General features: G+C 52.8%; 15 protein-coding genes and 1 tRNA gene. 5 read left to right on the top strand and 11 right to left on the bottom strand.

What is annotated here, in order from left to right:
- Positions 1–114 precede the first annotated feature (114 nt).
- The 7 genes from ACI0FJ_RS12505 to ACI0FJ_RS12475 form a co-directional block, all read right to left on the bottom strand.
- Positions 115–1,062 carry an AEC family transporter gene (locus ACI0FJ_RS12505; RefSeq protein ID WP_424303943.1) on the bottom strand — a complete coding sequence of 316 codons (948 nt, stop codon included), beginning with the start codon at positions 1,060–1,062 and terminating at the stop codon, positions 115–117.
- Positions 1,063–1,219: 157 nt separating this feature from the next.
- A complete protein-coding gene (locus tag ACI0FJ_RS12500) occupies positions 1,220–2,149 on the bottom strand; it encodes an NAD(P)-binding domain-containing protein (protein ID WP_424303940.1) in 930 nt (309 codons plus the stop codon).
- Between the two features lie 57 nt (positions 2,150–2,206).
- A complete protein-coding gene (locus ACI0FJ_RS12495) occupies positions 2,207–3,184 on the bottom strand; it encodes a tripartite tricarboxylate transporter substrate binding protein (protein WP_424303937.1) in 978 nt (325 codons plus the stop codon).
- A 48-nt stretch (positions 3,185–3,232) separates the two neighbouring features.
- A complete protein-coding gene (locus ACI0FJ_RS12490; protein ID WP_424303934.1) occupies positions 3,233–4,750 on the bottom strand; it encodes a tripartite tricarboxylate transporter permease in 1,518 nt (505 codons plus the stop codon).
- Between the two features lie 2 nt (positions 4,751–4,752).
- Positions 4,753–5,205, bottom strand: coding sequence for a tripartite tricarboxylate transporter TctB family protein (locus ACI0FJ_RS12485; RefSeq protein ID WP_424303931.1), 453 nt, complete (start codon positions 5,203–5,205; stop codon positions 4,753–4,755).
- A gap of 59 nt (positions 5,206–5,264) precedes the next feature.
- Entirely contained in the window at positions 5,265–6,206 is a 942-nt protein-coding gene (locus tag ACI0FJ_RS12480) for a hydroxyacid dehydrogenase (RefSeq protein ID WP_424303928.1), read from the bottom strand.
- Positions 6,207–6,240: 34 nt separating this feature from the next.
- Entirely contained in the window at positions 6,241–6,921 is a 681-nt protein-coding gene (locus ACI0FJ_RS12475) for an RraA family protein (protein WP_424303925.1), read from the bottom strand.
- Between the two features lie 281 nt (positions 6,922–7,202).
- Between ACI0FJ_RS12475 and ACI0FJ_RS12470 the strand changes: the two genes are divergently transcribed.
- Entirely contained in the window at positions 7,203–9,125 is a 1,923-nt protein-coding gene (locus ACI0FJ_RS12470) for a sigma 54-interacting transcriptional regulator (protein ID WP_424303922.1), read from the top strand.
- A 284-nt stretch (positions 9,126–9,409) separates the two neighbouring features.
- Here the strand turns inward: ACI0FJ_RS12470 and ACI0FJ_RS12465 are convergent.
- Both ACI0FJ_RS12465 and ACI0FJ_RS12460 read right to left on the bottom strand, forming a co-directional pair.
- Positions 9,410–9,496 (bottom strand) — tRNA-Leu (locus ACI0FJ_RS12465).
- Positions 9,497–9,701: 205 nt separating this feature from the next.
- The gene (locus ACI0FJ_RS12460) at positions 9,702–12,122 is read right to left on the bottom strand and encodes a methyl-accepting chemotaxis protein (RefSeq protein ID WP_424303919.1); all 2,421 of its coding nucleotides are present in this window, start codon (positions 12,120–12,122) and stop codon (positions 9,702–9,704) included.
- 398 nt (positions 12,123–12,520) lie between these two features.
- Between ACI0FJ_RS12460 and ACI0FJ_RS12455 the strand changes: the two genes are divergently transcribed.
- Positions 12,521–13,741, top strand: coding sequence for an ABC transporter permease (locus tag ACI0FJ_RS12455; RefSeq protein ID WP_424306562.1), 1,221 nt, complete (start codon positions 12,521–12,523; stop codon positions 13,739–13,741).
- 622 nt (positions 13,742–14,363) lie between these two features.
- Here the strand turns inward: ACI0FJ_RS12455 and ACI0FJ_RS12450 are convergent.
- Complete coding sequence (locus ACI0FJ_RS12450; RefSeq protein ID WP_424303916.1) at positions 14,364–15,557, bottom strand: class I SAM-dependent rRNA methyltransferase; 1,194 nt, start codon at positions 15,555–15,557, stop codon at positions 14,364–14,366.
- 119 nt (positions 15,558–15,676) lie between these two features.
- Between ACI0FJ_RS12450 and ychF the strand changes: the two genes are divergently transcribed.
- From ychF to asnB, 3 genes are all read left to right on the top strand, one after another.
- Positions 15,677–16,777: a redox-regulated ATPase YchF gene (gene ychF, locus ACI0FJ_RS12445; RefSeq protein ID WP_424303913.1), complete on the top strand. Its 1,101-nt coding sequence runs from the start codon at positions 15,677–15,679 to the stop codon at positions 16,775–16,777.
- Between the two features lie 248 nt (positions 16,778–17,025).
- Positions 17,026–18,876, top strand: a complete 1,851-nt coding sequence (locus ACI0FJ_RS12440) for a 6-hydroxymethylpterin diphosphokinase MptE-like protein (protein WP_424303910.1) — start codon at positions 17,026–17,028, stop codon at positions 18,874–18,876.
- Between the two features lie 2 nt (positions 18,877–18,878).
- The gene (asnB, locus tag ACI0FJ_RS12435) at positions 18,879–20,744 is read left to right on the top strand and encodes an asparagine synthase (glutamine-hydrolyzing) (RefSeq protein ID WP_424303907.1); all 1,866 of its coding nucleotides are present in this window, start codon (positions 18,879–18,881) and stop codon (positions 20,742–20,744) included.
- 6 nt (positions 20,745–20,750) lie between these two features.
- Here the strand turns inward: asnB and aroE are convergent, their stop codons facing one another.
- On the bottom strand, positions 20,751–21,623 hold the full coding sequence (aroE, locus tag ACI0FJ_RS12430; protein ID WP_424303904.1) for a shikimate dehydrogenase: 873 nt from the start codon (positions 21,621–21,623) through the stop codon (positions 20,751–20,753).
- Between the last annotated feature and the right edge of the window lie 102 nt (positions 21,624–21,725).

Genomic DNA, 21,725 nt, shown 5'->3' with positions numbered 1-21,725 from the left:
CTATGCAAACAAAAAAGCGGCTGTGAAGAATGTACTCATTCTTCACAGCCGCTTTTAATAATTCTGTTACCCGGAGCAGGCCTTGAACCCGCGCAGCCTTGCGTCCCAGGTATTTTAAATTCCCCCCAGCTCCCTTAAGAGGGCCAGCCCACTCCCTATGGTCACTATGGACATCAGCGTTGTCAGTGTAATGATATCGGCGGAAAGCCCGGCATCCCCCTTTAAAGAGTCGGCCATGGCAAAGCTTGATACTGCAACGGGGCAGCCTGCCAAGATAAACATGACAGCCAAAGGCTCCCCTTTAATCCCTGCCCAATACGCCACAAGGGTTACCAGCACAGGCATAAAAACAAGTTTTATGGCCGAAGCAACAAAGACTGGAATCTTTCGGGCCCGGAACTGGTGCACCTGAAGTGAACCACCAATCCCCAACAGGGCCAAAGGTATCGTCATTTGAGAGAGATAAGAGAGACTTACTTCCATTAAATGGGGAAGAGGCAGGGACGTCAAAGAGAAGATGAGCCCTAAAACAATAGCTAGAATCAGCGGATTTGTGGCGATTTTTTTGCAGGTGCTTTTTATATGTTCTTTCCTGCTGCCCTGCTGCTCACCTCCCGTTAAGGCGACAACGGCTAAAAAATTATAGGTGGGAATAAGGAATGCCAGCAGGCTTGCGGTCAGCCCCATTGCATTGGCCGAAAAAGCCCGATCCACAACGGCTAATCCAAAAATAGCCAGATTTCCACGAAAGCTGGCCTGGACAAAAGCTCCTTCCTGAGAGGGCTGCTGGCAGACAATCCGTGACAGCCACCATGAAAAGAGAAAGACTGCCAGTGTGGCTCCCCAACTGATAAAAATAATTTTTCCCTGGAATACGCCAAAAAAATCCATTTTATAGATAGAACAAAAAATTGAGGAAGGCATTGCAATAAAGAAAACAACTTGGCTGGATGTTGAGATAAATGACTTATTTATCAACCCCAGTTTTTTACTTATTATTCCTAAAAAAACGATAAAAAAAATAGGCAAAAGAACTCTAGCACTGTACAAGAAACCGTCCATACTAAAAGCTTCCACCTTTTTATAAATACACGTGTTATAAAAATAATATATTTTACATTTATAAAAAATATGACTGCACGGGATGATATTTCAATATCATCCCGTGCAGATTTTACGGAAGAGATTAAAGCATAAAGGGTATGTTACACAACTAACATTAAGCCTCAACGCTCTCGTTGCATTTTGTGTTCAAGGCCACTTCTTGCAGTACGGGCATGCAGGTATCCCACGATGGCTTTTTATCGTGGTCAAGTTGCAGGCCGGAATCTACAGTACGTGCATAAAAGTCCCTTGAGGCCTTGGTCATGATGGGATCAACATGTGCTTCAGCAAGCAATTGAAGAGCATGATCGACTTCATCAAGCCGTCTCTTGCAATGTGCTACGTGGCTTGTTCCCATATCTTCCAAGGTTTCTACGAGAGAACGAAGGTCGAAATCGTTGAATGCATTCATCATAGTGGGGCGTATTCCCAAGCTGTCTGCCGCGACAAAACATTCAATGGCAAGCGCTTCCAGCCCTTTGGCCAGCACGCTGCGCAGGAGTTTTACCGAAGCCGCTTTACCCGCTCCGCCGGGAACAGGCGTTGTGGAAAAGCCCATGGAATTCATCCACGCCGACCATGCCTCAACATTTGTTCCGCTCAAAACGAACGGAACGCTAAAACCATTGGTACGGAACGATCCCAAAGCTGTGCCATCTATAAACCCAACATTACGAGAAGAAAAAGACTCTGCTGCCTCTCGCATATCATGTGGGGTTGATGTTGTAAGGTCAATGTACACAGCTCCTTCTTTGAGGAAAGGGAGCATTTCCAGAGCAACTTTTTTGGCAACACCACCAAAAACAAGAGAAAAGACAACGTCAACATCATTAAGCCATGCGCCTGGGGTGTTGTGCATGACAACACCCATATTGTCAGCAGCCTGTTGAAGCTGATTTTTGTCTTCCTCATTTTGCATGCGAATATCCCATGCATGGCACGAAATATCCTCACCTAAATGCTTTGCTCCACTGAGACAACCTTCAGCAATTATTCCCCCAGCTTCACCAAAGCCAATCACTGCAACACGACTTGGCTTAATCATTAATTAATACCCCTTTGTTTGTTCAAATAACAACAACGCTAATCGTGGATGGTAAGCTTATTTACTTTTGACCCACGGATTGGAATCCCACAAAGCTCTGAACTGAGAACGGTTCATCTGCAGAACTTCAAGAAAGTCCTGAGGACCGAGATACCGAAGAGGAATATGTGCTTCATTGCACTTTTGAATGAACTCCGGATCGTTGATGGCTTTTTCAGTTGCGTCCGCAAATCTTTTTACGATGTCAGCCGGAGTTCCTGCGGGCATGCCAATGCCACGAATTGAGGCCATTACAATGTCGTATCCCTGCTCTTTAAAAGTAGGAACATTAGGAAAGAGCTCCGTTCTTTTTTCGGACATCTGGCCAATGATTTTGACCTGACCTGTCTCCACATACTCTTTACCTTCACTGACGTTGAAGACCCCAACCGTTACATGTCCACCAAGGAGGGCTGTTCTGTTTGCGCTCGTCCCATTAAACGGGATGTGCTTTAATTTTACCCCGGCTTTTTGGGCAAGCATCTCTGCGGCAATATGGTCGTCGGAGCCAATTCCGCTTGTGCCGTAGGTAATTTTGCCTGGCTTTTCTTTTGCTGCCTTAAGCAGGTCTTCCAGGTTATTGTAAGGGCTGTCTTTAAGAACATAAAAAGCGCTCGGGTCATCCATCAGCTGAGCAACAGGGATGAATGATTCCAAAGAATAGCGCGTCTTACGCTGAATCGGGATGGTCAGAATGTTGGGAGTATTCAGAAAGCCCACCGTGTATCCGTCGGGTGTGGCGTTGGACAAAGCTGTAAACCCAACTTCTCCGCCGGCTCCGGGCTTGTTCAACACGGCAATGGACTGGCCAAGATACTTTTCAATATAAACAGCCGCCATGCGAGCTGCAACATCTGTAGATCCGCCCGGAGAATAAGAAACAATCATCGTAATTGCCTTATCATCAGGCCATGCAGCTTTAGAGATGGAGCTGCCGGAAGCAATCAGAGAAACCGTAAAAAAAAGTACAAACAAAAAACCTTTCATTGTTCTCATCACAATCCCCTTTTGTTTGAAAATAAGAAAATAAAAACTCTCTACCCATTAAGAATTGCTATTTTCACAAACTTCCTCCTGCTTTTTGGACCTTTTCTTGTATTTTTTATATACAGGGAGACTCAGGCTCAAAATAGTCAACGCTACCATCACAGCAGACAATGGCCGGGTGAACAGATCTATTGGGGAATCTGCCAACATCAAGGCACGGCGCAGTTCAGTTTCCGCCATACGGCCAAGGATGAGCCCCAACACGCCAGGAGCAACAGGAATACGAAGGCGCAACATGACGACACCGACCAAGCCGCATGCCAGCATGGCATACACATCGCCCATGGAGTTGTTTAAGCTGAAAGTGCCGACTACGCTCAGAACGAGAATTGCGGCTCCCATCAGGGTTGGGGGAACGCGGAGACACTGTGCAAAAAGGCGCGATCCAAAGCAGCCAAAAGCCAATAAGATAAAGTTTGTCAGAAACATGGCCCACATAAGACCATAGACAACTTGGGGGCTTTTTACGAATAAGCTCGGGCCAGGCTGCATGCCATGAATCATAAGTCCGCCGATCATTACGGCAGCCACGGCATTGCCAGGGACCCCAAAGGAAAGCATGGGGGCCAGTGAACTGGCTGTTACAGCGTTATTGGACGCTTCCGATGCCTTTACGCCGTCAATGCATCCTTTTCCGAACAATTCAGGTGTCTTCGATCTGCGACGAGTGTCATCATATGCAACGAATGCCGCAATGTTGGCACCGGCACCCGGAAGCATTCCGACAACAACTCCGATGATCGAGGAACGAATCCAGATGACCCAGGATGCGGAAGTATCTTTTATCCAATCCCAGCCCTTGGAATTTTTGAGATCTATGTCGCTTTTCTTTTGGTTTTTCCCATTGATCTGCAAAATGGAAAAGACCTCGGGAATGGAGAACAGGCCAATCAGGGCGACGAGAATGGGAATATTATCCAGGAGATAGGAAGTTCCGAAGTCGAAGCGCTGTACACCCGTAATTGCATCCATGCCAATGGTGCTCACCAGAAGCCCTATAAAGCCGCTGATCAGGCCTTTTATGGTGGACCCACTGATGAAACTGGCAATGGTAGACAGCCCCAGGACAGCTACCCAGAAATACTCCGCTGGCCCAAAGCGCAAAGCCAGTGCGGCGAGATATGGCGCAACAAACATAAGCGCCAAAGCACTGATTGCCCCGCCAAAAGCCGAGGAAATGGCAGAGGTTTGCAGCGCAAGTACCCCTTCTCCTCGTTTGGCCATGGGGTTGCCATCCAATGTTGTACACACGGCAGCTGGCGTCCCAGGAATATTCAAAAGAATTGCTGCAACAGCGCCCCCGTAAATAGCACCATTGTACATCCCGGCCATGGCGCACAACGCCGTTAGAGGATGCATTCCGAAGGTAAAGGGAATCAGCAGAGCGACACCCATTGTTGCAGAAAGGCCCGGTATTGCGCCGACTACAACGCCTGCACCTGTTGAAACAACCATCGCCACAATAGAGGGCCAACTCAAAACAGCAGGAAGTGATGTTAGTAAAGTGTCAATCATACTTACATTCCTATACCTGTTGGCAGCGGTACGTTAAAAAGAATTGAAAAACAGCAATAAAGAAAAGCCAATAAGCAAACGGCAAACAAGAGTACCGTCCTCTTCTTCACACCGCCCCAGAGCAGGCCGACTGCCACCAACAAAAGGGCGCTGGATACATAAAAGCCGAGTACTCCGACCAAAAACACATAGAGGGCCATAGTGCAGGTGACGACCAGAGCAGCCCTCCACTCCATCCTCATGGCCTCCTGCGGACAGGCTCCTGACAACACAAGCTTGCGTTGGGTCATCACGCTTTCAATGCCCAGAAGAGCCAGCAACAGCCCTATGGCGATGAGGCAGGCTTCCGGAAAGAAGGCGCTTTCGGCCGGGTAGTCACCGCATATATTGATCCCAAGAACGACAAGCACCAGCCCTCCAATAGCTATGTACCTATCTTGCACATATTGTTTCACGCTTTTTCCCCCTTGTATTATTCATTGAAGACTGAAAAGAATATAAAATGAAAAAGCTATCAACAAATAGGAGCTGGATTTATTGGAGAAGCACCAGAAAGAACACGCAAAACATCATCAACGACAGCTTCACCCATTCTGATAAGGCTTTCTTCCGTGCTTGCGCCGATATGTGGCATGGCAATAAAGTTATCCAGAGATAATAAAGGAGAGTGTGAACTTAACGGCTCATCCTTAAAAACATCGCTTGCCGCAGCTTTTAAAGTACCAGACTTAAGAGCTTCATAAAGCGCGGTTTCATCAACAATTCCACCGCGAGCTGTATTCACTAAAATACAGTTCTCTTTGCATAAAGAAAGGCGTTCTGTGTTGACCAGCATCTCTGTCTGAGGAAGAAGAGGCACGCTAATACTGATGTAGTCTGAACGACGAAACAGCTCCTCTATATGGGGGGCTTTCTCAATCCCCAGATAACCAAATTTCTCCTCACTCAGAAAAGGATCAAAGCCTATCGCCTGCATGCTGAATCCATTCTGCAGGATTTCCGCCACCCTTCTGCCAATACGGCCAAGCCCCACGAGTCCGACGGTTTTTCCCAGCAGTTCAGATCCTGTCAGCTCTGGCGGACAAACCGCCGAATACGCACCAGCACGTAGCTGGCTGTGTCCAAAGGCAATTTTTCGGGACAAGGCCATCATGAACGCTACGGCAAGTTCAGCCACTGCCTCCTGGTTGGCCTCCGGGGTGTAGACAACTTCCTTGCCAAGCTCACGAGCTGCGGACACGTCAATGGCATCAAGGCCAACGCCATGCTTGCCGATCACACGCAACTTGGGGGCCTTCTCCATCATTGCCCGGTCGACCTTGGCAGCTCGAACGATAACCGCATCGGCCGATTCAAGTTCCAAAACAGAAGGGCTTTTCCAATCAACAACTTCTGCGTTTTGACGGAGCCTCGCCAGGGGGGCGGCATGAATAGGCTCAAGAACATGCACTTTCATCGCTACTCCTGTGGTATAAAAGGCGCGTAAAGACTTAGTCGATAAACTCGCAGCCCTTTGCCTCCAGGACTTTGTCTACCCAGGCCCTGTCCCACGCATTCTGCTTGATAGCCTTCATCACCTGAGCTTCTGCTTCATTCTGCTTTTGTGCTTTCTGAAGAACTTCAGGGGCATCGCTGGGGTTAACAACCACCACTCCGTCAGCATCACCAACAATGATGTCGCCGGGATTTACGACAATCCCTCCGCACATAACCGGAAAGTTGATCTCGCCCCCACCTTCTTTAAGCGGGCCATTGGGGCTTGCACCGATGGCATAAACGGGGAAATCCTCCAGAGTGCGAATAAAGTCTGTATCGCGGATGCATCCGTCTATAATAAGTCCGGATACTCCTCTTTGGCGAAGCCACATCACCATCAGCTCGCCTGTGATTGCGTAGGAATGCCCAGCCTGAGCATCTACTACAACAACATCTCCGGGTTGAGCCATGTCGATTGCTTTATGAAAGAGCAAGTTGTCACCGGCCCGAACTTTTACAGTGAATGCGCTTCCCAAAAGTGGAGAAGAGTTCATGGGGATGATTCTGGAGTCCATGCATCCAATTCTATTCATGTTGTCGCCTATATTGGCAACTGGAATAGAACGAAAAGATTCAACAAGAGCTTTTTCTGGACGCGTAAATGTTTTTTTTACGCGAAATCCTGGGTTAGACATTTTTTTACTCCATCAGTTTTGTATTAGAATAACATATATAGCATTTCTATAGACACATAGAAGAATAACAACAAAACACAGCCGCAACAAAGAAGACAAAGACTTACAATCGCAAGGCAATTGTTACGGAACAGCAACATGCGTGCCAAGGGTAAAATATGCAAAAAACTCGCTGGGTGGGGAGCTTCCAGGCTTCATGCAAATAAAAAGAGCGAGACATATGAGGCAAAAAATGCGACATATGGCGCAACAATGAAGTATATGTCGCAACGGAGGGCAGTATGCCACTTATAGGATTAATACATCCCAACAGCATTCTCGTGGAGCGGGCTATCGCCGTTGCCGCAAACCTGGGGCTGAGTCAGTCGCTGGTAACCAAAGTTGGAACAGTGGAAAAAGCTGTGAGCATTGCTAAGGACTTTGAAGCCGCTGGCGTTGATGTGATCATCACCCGTGGGATGCTCGTGGACATAATGAAAAATGCTATTGATACGCCACTGGTAGAAATTCCTGTTACAGGGCAGGATTTAGCCACCGCACTGGATGAAGCCAAAAGGCATACGGCGCTTGAGCGGCCATATATTGCGCTCATGGCGTTCTCTCCGATGATTAAACGCGACGTTGAGGTGTTCTCCGCATTGCTCAATATCGACTTGGTAACGTATCCAGTGACCGAAGACATTGAGATAATAAAGATGCAGTTATACAGAGCGCAACAGGACGGGGCGCATGTGGTTGTGGCCGGACATGTATCTGGAGGTATTGCGACAGAGCTGGGTATGGACCATTTAATGCTCGATTCCGGAGAGGTCGCACTACGAACAGCCCTTCTGGAGGCAGAAACCGTCGCCTATGCACGAAATATTGAGAAAGCGAGAACAAAAAGATTACAGTCTGTTGTAGATATTTCAGACAATGGAATTCTGGTTGTAGATGTACATGGAAACATACAAGCTATAAATACAGCAGCAAGACAATTATTGCACTTGAATACAAAAGAGCTGCACAAGGCAAATGACAGTCTTCCAGAGCAAATAAAACATCTCTGCACAGAATATGAAGATCAAATAAAGGATGATCTTGTAGAAATAAACGGTATGCCAATGCTCGTCAGCACGGATATTGTAAAAATAAAAAATTCTACGACAGATATCATCATCACACTGCAGCCAGCCGCAGTAATTGGAGAACTCGAATCAAAAATACGAAAAAGTCTCCACACACGAGGACTCACATCTCACTATTCTTTCAAAGATATCTGGGGAGAATCTGATTCCATCCTCACAACAATAGCATTAGCCAGATCGTATGCGGCAACAGATAGTCCCATTTTGTTGATGGGAGAAACAGGAACAGGCAAGGAGCTTTTTGCGCAGGCAATTCATCAAGGCAGTCCATGCGCTTCCGGGCCATTTGTTGCAATAAACTGTGCAGCCTTGCCTCCGTCTCTGCTGGAGTCCGAGCTCTTCGGGCATGAAGAAGGAGCCTTCACAGGAGCGAAGAAAAAAGGAAAGCCCGGCCTTTTCGAGATGGCAAACAATGGGACAATATTTTTGGATGAAGTCTCGGAAATGGACCATTATGGGCAGACTCGTCTTCTCCGTGTTTTACAGGAGCGCTGCATCATGCGTATTGGCGGCGACAAGTATATCCCTGTAAATGCACGGATTATCGCTGCATCCAATGCCGACCTGCCTGCACTCATCAAGGAAGGGGGATTCCGGAAAGACCTTTACTATCGACTCAATACCCTTCCTTTACGAATTCCCCCCCTGCGTTTTCGTGCGGGAGACATCGGACACTTGGCCAGAAGGCTCGCAGATCGTTTTAAAAAGAGATATGGCGGAGATCTGAGGCTTACATCTTCCATTATTGACGTGCTTGAAAAGCATGACTGGCCTGGAAATGTCAGGGAGCTCTCTGGGTTCGTGGAGCGTCTCTGCATTATATCACGCAACACAACCGTAACTGAAGCTGAAGTTCAGTCCATGCTGAACTCACAGACATCATCACAAGAGGCATTTATCCTTCCAAAACTTGCTGGAGAAGGCGCAAGCAATCCTGAAAGACAAAAAATTATTTCTACACTCAAACTGAACAATGGACACCAGGGGCAGACTGCAAAACAGCTTGGTATCCATCGCAGCACACTGCAACGTAAGATTAAAAAGCTCAACATTAATATCCGTCATTTACCAATATGACGTCTGCAAAACATGGTTGCTCTGTTTTTATTCAAGACAGTTTGTTGCCAATTCCAATTCACCCGCAAAAAGGTTGTAGAAAACTTCCTTTGGGCATGGTTGTCCATGGCGAAGTAACCGGGGAACGGTGCGCCGTCGGCTGCCTTGGTGCTCTTCTGCAAGGCCTGTAGAGGTGCATTCTGTCTGGGGAATATGTGGGGACTCTGCGGGGCAAAATCTTCACCACACAAAGAAAAGCGGCTGTGAAGAGTTTCGTAATTCTTCACAGCCGCTTTTACTCATTCTGGTACCCGGAGCGGGACTTGAACCCGCACAGCCTTGCGGCCCAGGGATTTTAAGTCCCTTGTGTCTACCAATTCCACCATCCGGGCGAAAGGTCTCCATTTGGAGGCCTTATTTCCTATACTGGGCTTTACCGTGCGTCAATCTTTCAGAGCCGTTTACCGTTGTCGTTTTGGGGCACCCGGCATTGGCATCCGTTGTGAACGATTGTTTTTTGATACGGCTCACGCTGTTTTCAGCGTTTCAGCAAGCGGCGTGAGCAATCAGAAAATCGCGCGCGTCAGAGGGCGCGCATCAGTGCATGTCTTTCACTATGGTGTACATCCGGCTGAAGGATTGGCCCACCTCTGTAACGTCCTTTTCCGAACGTTGCATGGCCTGAAGCGTCTGCTCGGCGATCTTGTCCACCTCGGCGGTGTTTTTGGCAATCTGTTCGGTGGCTGCCGCCTGCTGCTCGGCTGCCGTGGCAATGCCGTCCACCATGCTGCTGGTTGTTTCCGCCAATCTGACGATCTCCAAAAGGGATGAGTTCGTTTTCTGCGCGCTTTCCACGCTGTTGGCGGCTTCGCCATCCACTTCGGTGATGGCCTTGATACATTTGCGCGTTCCTGTCTGTATGGCCTCTATGGCGCCTCCAACCTCGCTGGTTGCAACCACGGTTTTTTCCGCCAGCTTGCGGACTTCGTCCGCCACAACGGAAAACCCTCTGCCCGCCTCCCCGGCGCGGGCCGCCTCGATTGCGGCGTTGAGCGCCAGAAGGTTGGTCTGGTCGGCTATGTCGTTGATTATTTCCATGACGTTGCCGATGTCGTCGGCTTTTCCCGCCAACTCATTGATGTCGTTTTGCACGGACGAAACCAGCTTTTGCAGCAATTGGATGGAATGCATGGAATTTTGCACAACCGACACGCCGTTGTCCGCACAGTTTTTGGTCGTTTGCGCGGTTGTAGCGGTGGTGGCCGAACTCTGGGCTATTTCCTGAACCGTGGCGCTCAACTCGTCGATGGCGGTTACCGCTTCCACAAGACGGTCCTTTTGGACTTTGGATCGCCCGTTGGACAGCTGGATATTTTCCGTCAGGCTATGGACCACAATGTCGACCTCCGAAGAAAGGGACGTCACCTCTTCGGCAGCCTCCTCGATACGCTTTTTTTGTGATTCGATTGCGTACTGTCGTTTTTTAAGCTCGGTCACATCGTTCCAAAAGGTTATACCTCCCTGAATATCGCCCTTGGTGTCTCGTATGGGGACGACATCTATAATCATTTCAAAGGATTCCCCTTTGGGGTTGGTATAGGCAAAGGCCACGTTGTGCCGCTCTTTTCCGTCCGCAAACACATCTTCCAAAATAACATGGCGGTTTCTGTCGGCAAACAGGAATTCCGCGATATGGCATCCTTCAAAGTCTTGCGTCGAGCCCTGGTTGCCGGTGATCCGGACCATGCTTTGGCTGCAGTTGCGAATAATCAAATCCTGGTCCACCACGGCGAAAGGATTCCGTATGCCGTCCAGAATGCCCTGCATGAATCCCATCTCGGTCTGGAGGCGTTCGATCATATGGACGGACATTTTCTTAAGGGATGAGGCCAGAACGCCTATCTCGTCGCTTCGGTCCAGCTGGAGCGAGGCGTCCAGATTTCCTTTTTCCACCTCTTGGACATAGCGCACAACCCTGGCAAGAGGGGCGGTGACAAGAAAACGTGTAAGAAGATACATGGCGCCCACAAGCGCAGCGAGCAGAAGAATACCGGCCCATACCCTGGCTTTGGCGGACGCCATGGCATGCGAGAGAATCTCTTTTTTTGATTGGGCAGCGCACAATATCCAGCCGTTTTGCATTTGTTGCCGGTCCAAGTCGATGGGCTGGGCAATGTAGCGGTAGACTGCGCTTCCCTTGGTGTCGTCTGCAGGCAAATAGAAATCGGTTGCGCCGTTCAGGATGCGCTTCAAAGCGTTTGAATTTTTTCCGGTGTCCTTATTGAGAATCAGCCCTTTGTCCGGATGGGCGATAATCATCCCCCGGTCATCCATGAAAAAGAGGTATCCGGTTTTGCCGGTCTGAAAATCGGCGAGAAATTTGTCCGTAAAATAATCCATTTGCGGGGCCAGGATGACAGTCCCCACATGTCGTCCACCGTCCAGCACGGGCGCGGCAATGACGAAAATAGGATTGCCGCGCAGCAGGCTGGGATAGACCTGGCTGATGAAGAAATCCTTTCCCTGGCGCGACGCCTGGATGTAGCTCAGTGATGTTCCGCCCTTGCCGAGAGTCCGTCCCTGCACCGTGTCGACGAAAAAGGTTCCGTCCTGGATAACCTTCTCCTTATCGCCTGCCATCACCGTCAGGTTTTGCCGGTCGTAAAGATGTGCGGCCAACGGAATGTTCTCATAAAATCCGAATTGATCATGCACTTTTTGCAGGTGCTGTTGCGCTGTGGAGACAAGCACTGCATTGGATGGGTCTGCACATGCGGCAATTATATCTTCCGATCTTGCAAGCGTCTTTGCCAGGTCGATTTGTCCTGTAATCCAATTTTGCAGGGCCCTGGAAATAGTCTCCAGCTGCCTTTGGCTATTCAGTAGATTTTCCTGGGCGGCTTCCTCGGCTTCCTTTTTTTGGATGTAGTACCCAAAGCATACGAAGAAAAGCATAAGCAAGATGACAATGCCGGAAACAAATCGCAGTGCCAGATATTTTTTTGCAAATGCAAACATGTTGCCTCCGAAATTTCAAATTTTATATTTTATATAGTACTGTTTATCGCTAATGCCATGGTAATTTTTTAAAAGTCAACAGGTTAATATCTGGTCCAGCCAGTTAATATGCTGTTGTTAGCTTTAGTTTTTGATTTGTCTGTTTATTGAAAATATAAAGTCAATAGTATCGCCTGGCAGTGTGGGGGAGCTTGTCCGAAGATGGAATCAATAGAGGGGTTGAACAGGGCGGCCTGATATTTTTAAAGGAACGAGAACGGTTGCTGTTGTTTGGCGACGAAGGAACTGTGGTTGGGGCGGTTGGAAAGTTCATCTTTCAGAGGGGCAGACGGATGCAACCTGCCGTGCGTTCGGCCTCTGGCGTTGCCTCCGACCAGTCCTCGGTATATATCCTTGTCATGTTTTTCAGTCTGAAAATAGCGCTTCATTCATTGGCCGCGCACAAGTTGCGTACGGTGTTGGCCATGCTCGGGGTTTTTTTGGGAGCTCTGGCTCTTACGGGCGTGCAGCACGTGTCTGAGGCCATGCTCAAGAAGACTGAAATAGAGATGGAAAAGTTCGGGCCCAACCTGCTGGTGGCTTTGACCGGGGAGGTTCGGTTTCGGCGGGGCAGTGTGCGCATCTCGGGTGGGCAGCGGACCTTTCGGCTCTCCGACGCCAAGGCGCTGATGCAGAACCTCCCATTTGTGCAAAACGGCGTGCCTTTCAGCATGGCGCAGCTTCCCATCCGGTCCGGCTCCACCAAGGTGCCATGCAATGTGGTGGCAACCTGGCCCGACTACACGAAGGTACGCAATTTCAAGCCGCAGTATGGACGGTTCTTCAATGCGGAAGAGGAGAAGGACCGGGCCATGGTTGTGGTGCTGGGCAAGAAGATTGCCCAGCGGCTTTTCGGTACCGAGCAGGAGGCCTTGGGAAAGCGGGTCTTCATCTACCGGGCAGGATTCAAAGTCATCGGCGTGATGGAGTCCAAGGGGCGTGACCCGTCAGGGGACGACCTGGACGAGCAGGTCTTCATGCCCCTGAGCACCTACATGCGCCGCGCGTCCAATACCTATTGGATAGGTGGGGCCTTTATGCAGATGGCTCCGGGAACCGGAATTCAATACGCCAAGGACGCGGCCGCGGCACTGCTGCGTGAGCGGCACGGCATACGCCCGGGAAAAGAAGACGACTTCAGCGTGTTCACGGCCAAGGAGCTGGCCAAGATGCAGAAACAGGCCCTGGACCTTGTGTCCACGCTTGGGCTTATCAGTTCCAGCGTGTCCTTTGCCGTGGGCGGATTGGGCATCCTCTCCATCATGATTTTGCTGGTTCGGTCCAGACGCATTGAAATTGGCGTGCGTCGGGCTTTGGGTGCCAAACGCCGCCATATTGTGAATCAATTTTTGCTGGAAGCCGGGCTCATGTCGGCCGTGGGTGGAGCCGCCGGTGTGCTCCTTTCCGTGGTGCTGACAGGGCTTGTTGCGGTGTTCGCCTCGTTCCCATTTGTCTTCAATCCGCTGCTGGTTGTGGGGGCGCTGGCCGGGTCGGCGCTTATCGGCGTGTTGGCTGGGGCGTATCCGGCGTGGCAGGCGGCGCAGGTGGGGATATTGGACGTACTTAGGAGTAAGGAGTGAAGGGGGGCTGAAAAAGGCCCGTCTGCTTCGTTGCTGCGGAAAATTCAAGCCGCTTGTGTACGTAAGAGTACACGTCGCGTTTGAATTTCCCTGGCGCCTTGCATCCTGACCTTTTTGAGCCCCCCTTATGCTCATTGGGTTGCTGAAAACAGCACGATAGCGGCGTTGCATCGCATTTCCGCATCGCGGGCCGTATTGGATTATACTGTCCTCGCTCGCGGAAATGCTTGCGCCTTGCTCTCGCACTGTTTTGAGCCCCCCTTTGCAGACGGCGAATAATAGTCTGATAACTTCGTTGCTGCAAAAAATTGATTTCGCTTGTGTACATAAGAGTACACGTCGCGACTCAATTTTCTTTGCGCCTTGCTCTCATACCTTTTTGAAGCGGCTGCCGAATAAGGGCTGCTTCCTGGAAAGGCGTTCCTTGTTGTGCACTTCACACCTTAAAAATTTCCCCCCTCACGTACGAAGAATCCCGTCCGGGCGTTTCGCCGGGACGGGATTCTTCGTACGTTGACCGCAGGTCCAGGAGGCCGTTGCCTCCTGGCGGGGGGCGGGGCAGCGCCCCGATTCCTTTCCTTTCCTTTCCTTTCCTTTCTTTTCTTCTCTTTCTTCCTTTTCCCTACTTCATCATCCGCGTCAGAAACATCTTCAGGTAGTTTGTTTCGGGCATGGCGGGGTGCACGGGATGGTCCGGGCCCTGGTGTCCCTGTTCCAGAATCTGCAGGCGCACGCGGCGCTGGGTAGCGGCTTTGCCGAGGGCCTTGCGCAGGTCGTCGGCCAGCATGTGCTGGGAGCAGGAGCAGCTCATCAGCAACCCGCCGTCGCGCACCAGTTTCATGGCTTCGCGGTTGACGCGGGCATAGGCTTGTTCGCCTTTTTTCTTGTCTTTTTTGCCTTTGATAAAGGCGGGCGGGTCCACGCTGACGATGTCGAAGGTGCGGTCGTCCTCGCGCAGTTGTTGAAATACGTCGTAGACATCCCCCTGCATGGTATCGACCTTGTCGCCCACGCCGGATTTCTCGGCGCTGCGGGCCGCGTAGTCCAGGGCCTTGGCCGAGGCGTCCACGCATACGGCTTCTGTTGCGCCTGCCTGGGCGGCCAGAATCCCCACTCCGCCTGCGTAGCTGAACACGTCCAGCACGCTTTTGTCCTTTGCCAGCCGGGCCAGGCGCTGGCGGTTGAGGCGCATGTCGTAGAACCAGCCGGTTTTTTGGCCCTGGTGCAGGGGCACGGTGAAGGTGGCGCCGCTTTCATGCACTTTGGTTTCTTCGGGCACGTTGCCGAAAGCGGTTTCCACGTAGAGGGGCAGGCCCTCGAAATTTCTACCGGACGCGTCGTTTTTAAGCAGGACCGCGTCGATGCCGTCAATGGAGGCCAGGGTGTCGACCACGGCTTCGCGCTGGCTTTCCATGGCTGCCGTGGTAAGCTGTACCGAGGCAATGGAGCCGAAGCGGTCTACGATGCAGCCTGGCAGATAGTCGCCTTCGGAAAAGACCATGCGGTAGTAGGGTTCGCCGAAAAGTGTCTGGCGCAGGTCCAGGGCGGCCTGAATGCGTGTGCGGATGAGGTCCGGTCCGAACTGGTGGCCGGGTTTGCGGCTGACCACGCGGGCGCAGATAAGGGAGTTGGGATTGACGTATCCGTTGGCGATGAATTCGCCTCTGCCCGTAAGGATGGCAACGGGCTGTCCCGGCGTCAGTTGTTTCAGGGAGCTTTTGGCGGTATCCACTTCGTTGGAGAATACCCAAAGGTGGCCGGCCTTGATTCGGCGTTCCTCGCCTTTTTTTAAATACAGGGGAGTGAGTGTTTCCATGCTGCCGGTGTAGCATCGGGGGGGCGCAAAAACAACGCTTGCCCTTGGCCTCGGCCCGGTTTATGAACCAGCCGGAACCAACCGCAAATCATCCCGTCGGACTATCCAGGAGCAAACATATGTCTTTGAGCGTCGGAATCGTCGGGCTGCCCAACGTGGGCAAATCCACGTTGTTCAATGCCCTGAGCAAAGCCCAGAATGCGGAAAGCGCAAACTACGCCTTCTGCACAATAGAACCCAACAAGGCCGTGGTGCCCGTGCCGGACAAGCGCATGGCAAAGCTGGCTGAGCTGGTCAATCCGCAAAAGGTGATACACGCCACCGTGGATTTTTGGGACATTGCCGGGCTGGTCAAAGGCGCAAGCCAGGGCGAAGGCCTGGGCAACAAATTTTTGGGCAACATCCGCGAAACCCAGGCCATTTTGCACGTGTGCCGCTGTTTCGACGATGACGACGTGATCCACGTGCACAACAGCGTGGACCCGCTGCGCGACATCGAGATCATCGAAACCGAGCTGATCCTGGCCGACATGCAGGCCATGGAGCGCCGGGTGGAGCGCTTGGGCAAGCAGCTCAAGGGGGACAAGACCCTCAAGGCCATGCTGGAACTTTCCCAGAAGCTGCTCGACCATCTGGGCGAGGGCGAACCGGCCTCCACATTTGCCGAGGCCGACACGGACCTGGGCAAGGAGCTGCTGCGCGACGTGCGCCCGCTGACTGCCAAGACCGTGATCTACGTTGCCAACGTGGACGAAGACGGCCTGATGGAAGACAACGACCATGTGAAAAAGGTGCGCGAACTGGCCCAGCAGCGCGGCGCGCATGTGGTGAAGATTTCCGCCAAGGTGGAAGAGGAACTGGTGGGGCTGTCCGAGGAAGAGGGGCAGGAATTTCTCGATTCCTACGGCGTGGAGGAATCCGGCCTGGACCAGATTATCCACCAGGGCTATTCCGCGCTGGGGCTTATCAGCTATTTCACAGCCGGTGAAAAGGAAGTGCGCGCCTGGACCATCCAGGACGGCTGGAAGGCTCCGCAGGCTGCGGGCGTTATCCATACGGACTTTGAGCGCGGCTTTATCCGGGCCGAAGTCATTGCCTATGACGACTACGTGGAGAAAGGCTCCGAGGCGGCCTGCCGCACTGCGGGCGTGCTGCGCGTGGAAGGCAAGGAATATGTGATGAAGGACGGCGACGTGGTCCACTTCCTGTTCAACGTGTAGTAATTACGCAAACGATATTTGCGTGTTTTGAAGCTGCATTTTCGACCCGTCCGACCCTTTTGGGGTTCCGGGCGGGTCTTTTGTTCCAAAGAAGGGGCGAGTCCGGGGCGGGACAGCGTTGTATGCGTGGTCCGGCCGGGGCGTACAAGATGACGGGCTGGGGGTTTTGAGGTACATCTTGAGTGCTGGTTATCCACCGCTGAAAGCAGAGACCGGCAATATCGCAACTCCAAGGGAGCCCGTGCCGCATGGATGCAGGAACAAAGCTGAACATGCTCCGCCAGCTGGAAATTCTGGCGGAATCATCCGAATATTTCAAACCTGAGGGACAACTGGGGCAGACCCATCATTTGCGCAAGGAAAAGCCGCGCTGGTTTAGCCTTCCCGACACATTCCGCAAGCCGTTTGAAGACGACAGGGTGCTGTACGATTTCATCGAGCCCGGCACTCCGGTCCAGGAGGTTGCCAAGCGCACCGGGCTGGCCGTGTTCATCGGCGCGGTTCATTCGTCCGAGCTGGAGTTTTTTCTTGCCTGTCCCCATTGCCGGGTGGTGGTCTTTGAACCGCGCATGAAGTGCCTGGTGGAGTTTCTGGACAAGGTCGAGCCGGTCCAATGGGCCAAGGCCGGAGCCAGGATTTTTGCAGGCGATATCGATACCATGGCAAAAGCGTTCACCGAGCTGCTGGGGGCGGAATGCTTTGGCGCGGGCTTCCCTGTTTTCTATATACGCGAGGGGCTGGAAACAGCACTGCCCAGGTATGTGGAAAACATCGTGGAGCGCCTGGAAGTCTTTTACTATCGCTATTGCATCTATCCGATAGAAGGGCAGCAAGGGGCGAAAAGCCGTCCTTTACGCAACATCACCAAGGGGCTGTTTTACGACCAGCAGAAACATCTGTACGAGAACATTTCCACCATGGCCAAGTCTCCTTGCCTGGCTGATCTGCGGGGCATGTTTAAGGGCACGGACGCGATTCTGGCAGCGGCCGGACCCGACCTGCATGCAAAGGTCGATTACATCCGCAAAACACGGGGAAAGGCCCTTCTCATCTGCGTATCCAAAGCCGCGCAGGTGCTGGCCTCCTATGGAATAGAAGCGGATTTCGTAGTGGCCAACGATACCTCCCTGGCCGCCGAAAGTTCCTTTAACGGCTACATTTTAAAGGACCACACCGTCCTGGTCGCGCACAGCCTGTCGTATATGCCGACACAGAATTTCAGGAAGGTTTTTCCTTTCGGCAACGTCATGCCGGACGTCTTCGGGCATTTCGAGGAACTGCGGCTGTACGGCTCGGTCATCACCACGGCTTTTTCCCTGGCCCGTTTTCTGGGGTGTACGCGTCATATTCTGGTAGGCGTGCAATTGGGGTCCCTCAGCAGCAACGGCCTGACCTATGCCGGAAGCAACGGTTCGTCCCGCGTAGTGCCCACAAGAATTATCCAGGTGGAAAATCCGCTAGGTGTCAGCATGCAGACATCGTTGAATTTTCGGGACGCCTCGTTCTGGTTTTTGGACGAATTGCGCCGTACCGGCGCCGTGTGCATAAACACCTGCCGGGAAAGCGTGCTGCACGGTCCGGGAGTTGCCTACGACGAGGCGCCGGAGATCCAATCCGCAGATGTGCCGTCCCTGATGGAGCAGGCTTTTGCCGTGCCTGAACGGGAGGCCGACCTACAGCAGGTCCGCAACTACATTCTGGGACAGATCGGATTCTGGCGGCAGGTGGCCCGGGGTACCGGGCAACTGACTGTGCCCATGTACGATCTGCTTGTGGAGTTGGTCGCCGATGCGGACGGAACCCCACAGGAGGAACTGGAACGCAAGCTTTCCGAGCTTTTGAGCATGGGGCGCGAGTTGCTGCATACTTTTGATCAGAACGGGGTAAGCTACATGGTGGACCGCTACGACACCTTCAGCCACCCTGCTTTTCATGCCAAAGCCCTGGCTGTTCAGGACGATGTTCGGCGCAATGCCGACGGTATGCATCATTATTTGTGGTATGTGCAGCGTATGGCCAAGACCTTTCTGTATTTGCTCACGTGTGCCAAGGCGCAATGCGAGGGCAAAAGTATCTCTGAACACGGAGTTTTACTGTAGATATGTGCGGAATTACAGGCCATATCACTTTTTCAGGGCGCCCGGACGTAGACGCGTTGCGGGCCATGACCGGACGCATCGCCCATCGGGGACCGGACAATCAAAGCGTGTGGAACGAGGGCGAGGTCGCCCTGGGGCACGCCCGGCTGTCCATCATTGATTTGTCCGAAACCAACAACCAGCCCATGGTCGATCCGCTGACCGGCAACGTCCTGGTCTTTAACGGGGAGATCTACAATTTTCAGAGCCTGCGCACCTCCTTGGAAAAGAAGGGCGAGCGGTTCCACACCAAGGGCGATACCGAAGTGCTTCTGGGGCTGTACCGCTGCCATGGCATCAACTTTCTGAGCATGCTGCGCGGCATGTTTTCCTTTGCCCTGTGGGACCCGGCCAACAAAATGCTGTTCATGGCCCGCGACCCGCTGGGCAAGAAGCCTCTGGCCTATGCCCAGACCTCGCAGGGGTTTATCTTCGCCTCCGAGGTGGGGGCGTTGGCAAAGCATCCGTCGGTTTCCGGAGAAATGGATTGGGACGCCCTGACCCATTACCTGAGTCTGTCCTACATTCCCGGGCCGTTTTCTATCTATCAGTCCATTCGTAAACTGCCCCCCGGCCATTTCGCCATCTACGATGCGGAAGGGTTGCGCACGGAGCAGTATTTTGAGCTGGATTACAAGGAAAAGGAGAAGGTCAGCCTGGATGAGGCCGTGGACCTGGTGCACGAGGAACTGCGCCATGCGGTCCGGCTGCGTATGATCAGCGACGTGCCCCTTGGTGCCATGCTCAGCGGCGGGCTGGATTCCAGCTTGGTTGCGGCCATCATGGCGGAGCAGGCGGATGGTCCGGTAAAGACCTTTTCCGTGGGTTTTGAAGACAAGAAATACAACGAGCTGCCCTATGCCCGCGAAGTGGCCGACCACCTCGGGCTGGACCACCACGAGGAGACAGCCCGGCCCGATGCCATGGGGCTTTTGCCCCGTATTGTGGCTCATTACGGGGAACCGTACGCGGATAATTCGGCCCTGCCGTCGTTCATCCTCAGCAGCATGGTGCGCAAACACGTTACCGTGGCGCTCAACGGCGACGGCGGCGACGAGCTGTCCGGCGGGTACAGCCATTACCGGCGCAAAGGCCTTGCCAACGTGGTGCAGCGCATTGTCCGTTCCGGCAAGTTTGTGCCCTGCTCCGGCATAGAGGCGCTTTTGGAAGGGGATTCCCTTTTATGCCGGGTCCGGCGGAGCTGGGTTTACCGGTACAAGTATCCCGAGCTCAAACCCCTGTACCGCAGCGAATATTTTCAGGGAGGCTGCAAAATGCGGCTGCTGCGGCCGGAAATTGCGGAAATGGTGGAGGGAAGGACCTCCCGCTGGCGCAAGGCGTGCATACAAGAGGCCTTTGCCCATGCAGACGACACCATCGAGCGCATGCTCTGGCTGGACAATACGACCTATCTGCCCGGCGACCTGCTGGTGAAGATGGATATCGCCTCCATGGCGCACGGTCTGGAAGTGCGTTCGCCGCTGCTGGACAGCCGCGTGGTGGGGATGTGCGCACGTCTCCCCTCGGGGTACAAGGTGCACAAGGGCGTGCGCAAGTTCATCTTGCAGCGCATTGCCCGCAAATATCTTCCCGCGCACATCATCAACCGGCGCAAACAGGGCTTTTCCGTTCCGGTTTCGTCCTGGCTGCGTAATGAGATGTCTGGCTTTCTTGCACAGTCTTTGGAAGATGCGGCCCCGAAAATGGGCAGCTACCTGAATATGGACGCGGTCCGTACGCTGGTGGAAGAGCACAAGACCGGCAAGGTAAACCACGGCATGCGCCTGTGGATACTGCTCAATCTGGCGTTGTGGGAGACTGGGCGGTAAGTCCGGCTAGTCTTCCGGCTCCATGACGATGGGTTCGGGGTGTTGCTGCAACGCCTCGGTCAGCAGTTTGCGCCCGCCGCGTACCGACATGTTTTTTCCCGTCCAAAGATAGAACTGGCGCACTCCCTGATGCAGAAGCATTTCCAGGCCGCTGATGGTATGGCAACCGGCTTCGCGGGCCTGACGCAGAAAAGTCGTTTCCTGGGGATTGTAGACCAGGTCATAGGCAATGCAGCGGCGGGGAAAGGTCTTTTCCGGCCAGGGCGAAAGGTCCTGCAATTTGCCCGTGGTTCCCAGAGGGGTGGTGTTGATCAGAATTGCCGTATTCTGGGAGGCGCGTTCTTCCCAGGGCACGGCCGTGCAGCCCATTTCCTGTGCCAATGCCTGGCTTTTGGCCAGGTTGCGGGCGCTGATCAGGATGTCTTTGACCTGCAGCTGCTTCAGCCCCACGATGGCAGCTCTGGATGCTCCGCCCGCTCCCATGACCAGGGCGCTGGAAGGAACGGCCTGCAGATTTTCCAGGGGAGCCATGAACCCGAAGACGTCCGTGTTGGCCCCGTACAGGCGGCCGTTGCGCCAGAGCACGGTGTTGACCGCGCCGACCTCGGCTGCCAGGTCGGAGACGTTGTCAATGAGGTCCATGATGGCTTCTTTGTGAGGAATGGTGACGCTGACCCCGTGAATGGGCAGGGTGCGCATGGCGTTCACAAAGTCTTCCAGCCGGTCTTCCAGCATGGGCCAAGTATGGTATGCGGCCTGGATTCCCTGTTCCGCAAGCATGGTGTTGTGCAAAAGCGGCGAAAGGGAATGATGCAAAGGGTGCCCGATAATTCCCAGAAGCATTTTAGGTACTCTGGGGCCCGGAATGGGCTTGTCCATTATGTTTCCTCCACGTGGCGAGAATGGAATGGCCGGGAACCTAGCTCTTTTGGGTGGCGAAATCCACAGGAATTTACTCCCTTGAAAACCACCGCCCGATTC

The sequence above is a fragment of the Desulfovibrio sp. 7SRBS1 genome (assembly GCF_049723905.1).
Lineage (GTDB): Bacteria > Desulfobacterota > Desulfovibrionia > Desulfovibrionales > Desulfovibrionaceae.
Note: the sequence above shows the minus strand (reverse complement) of the source record. Positions and strands in the feature narration are given on the sequence as shown.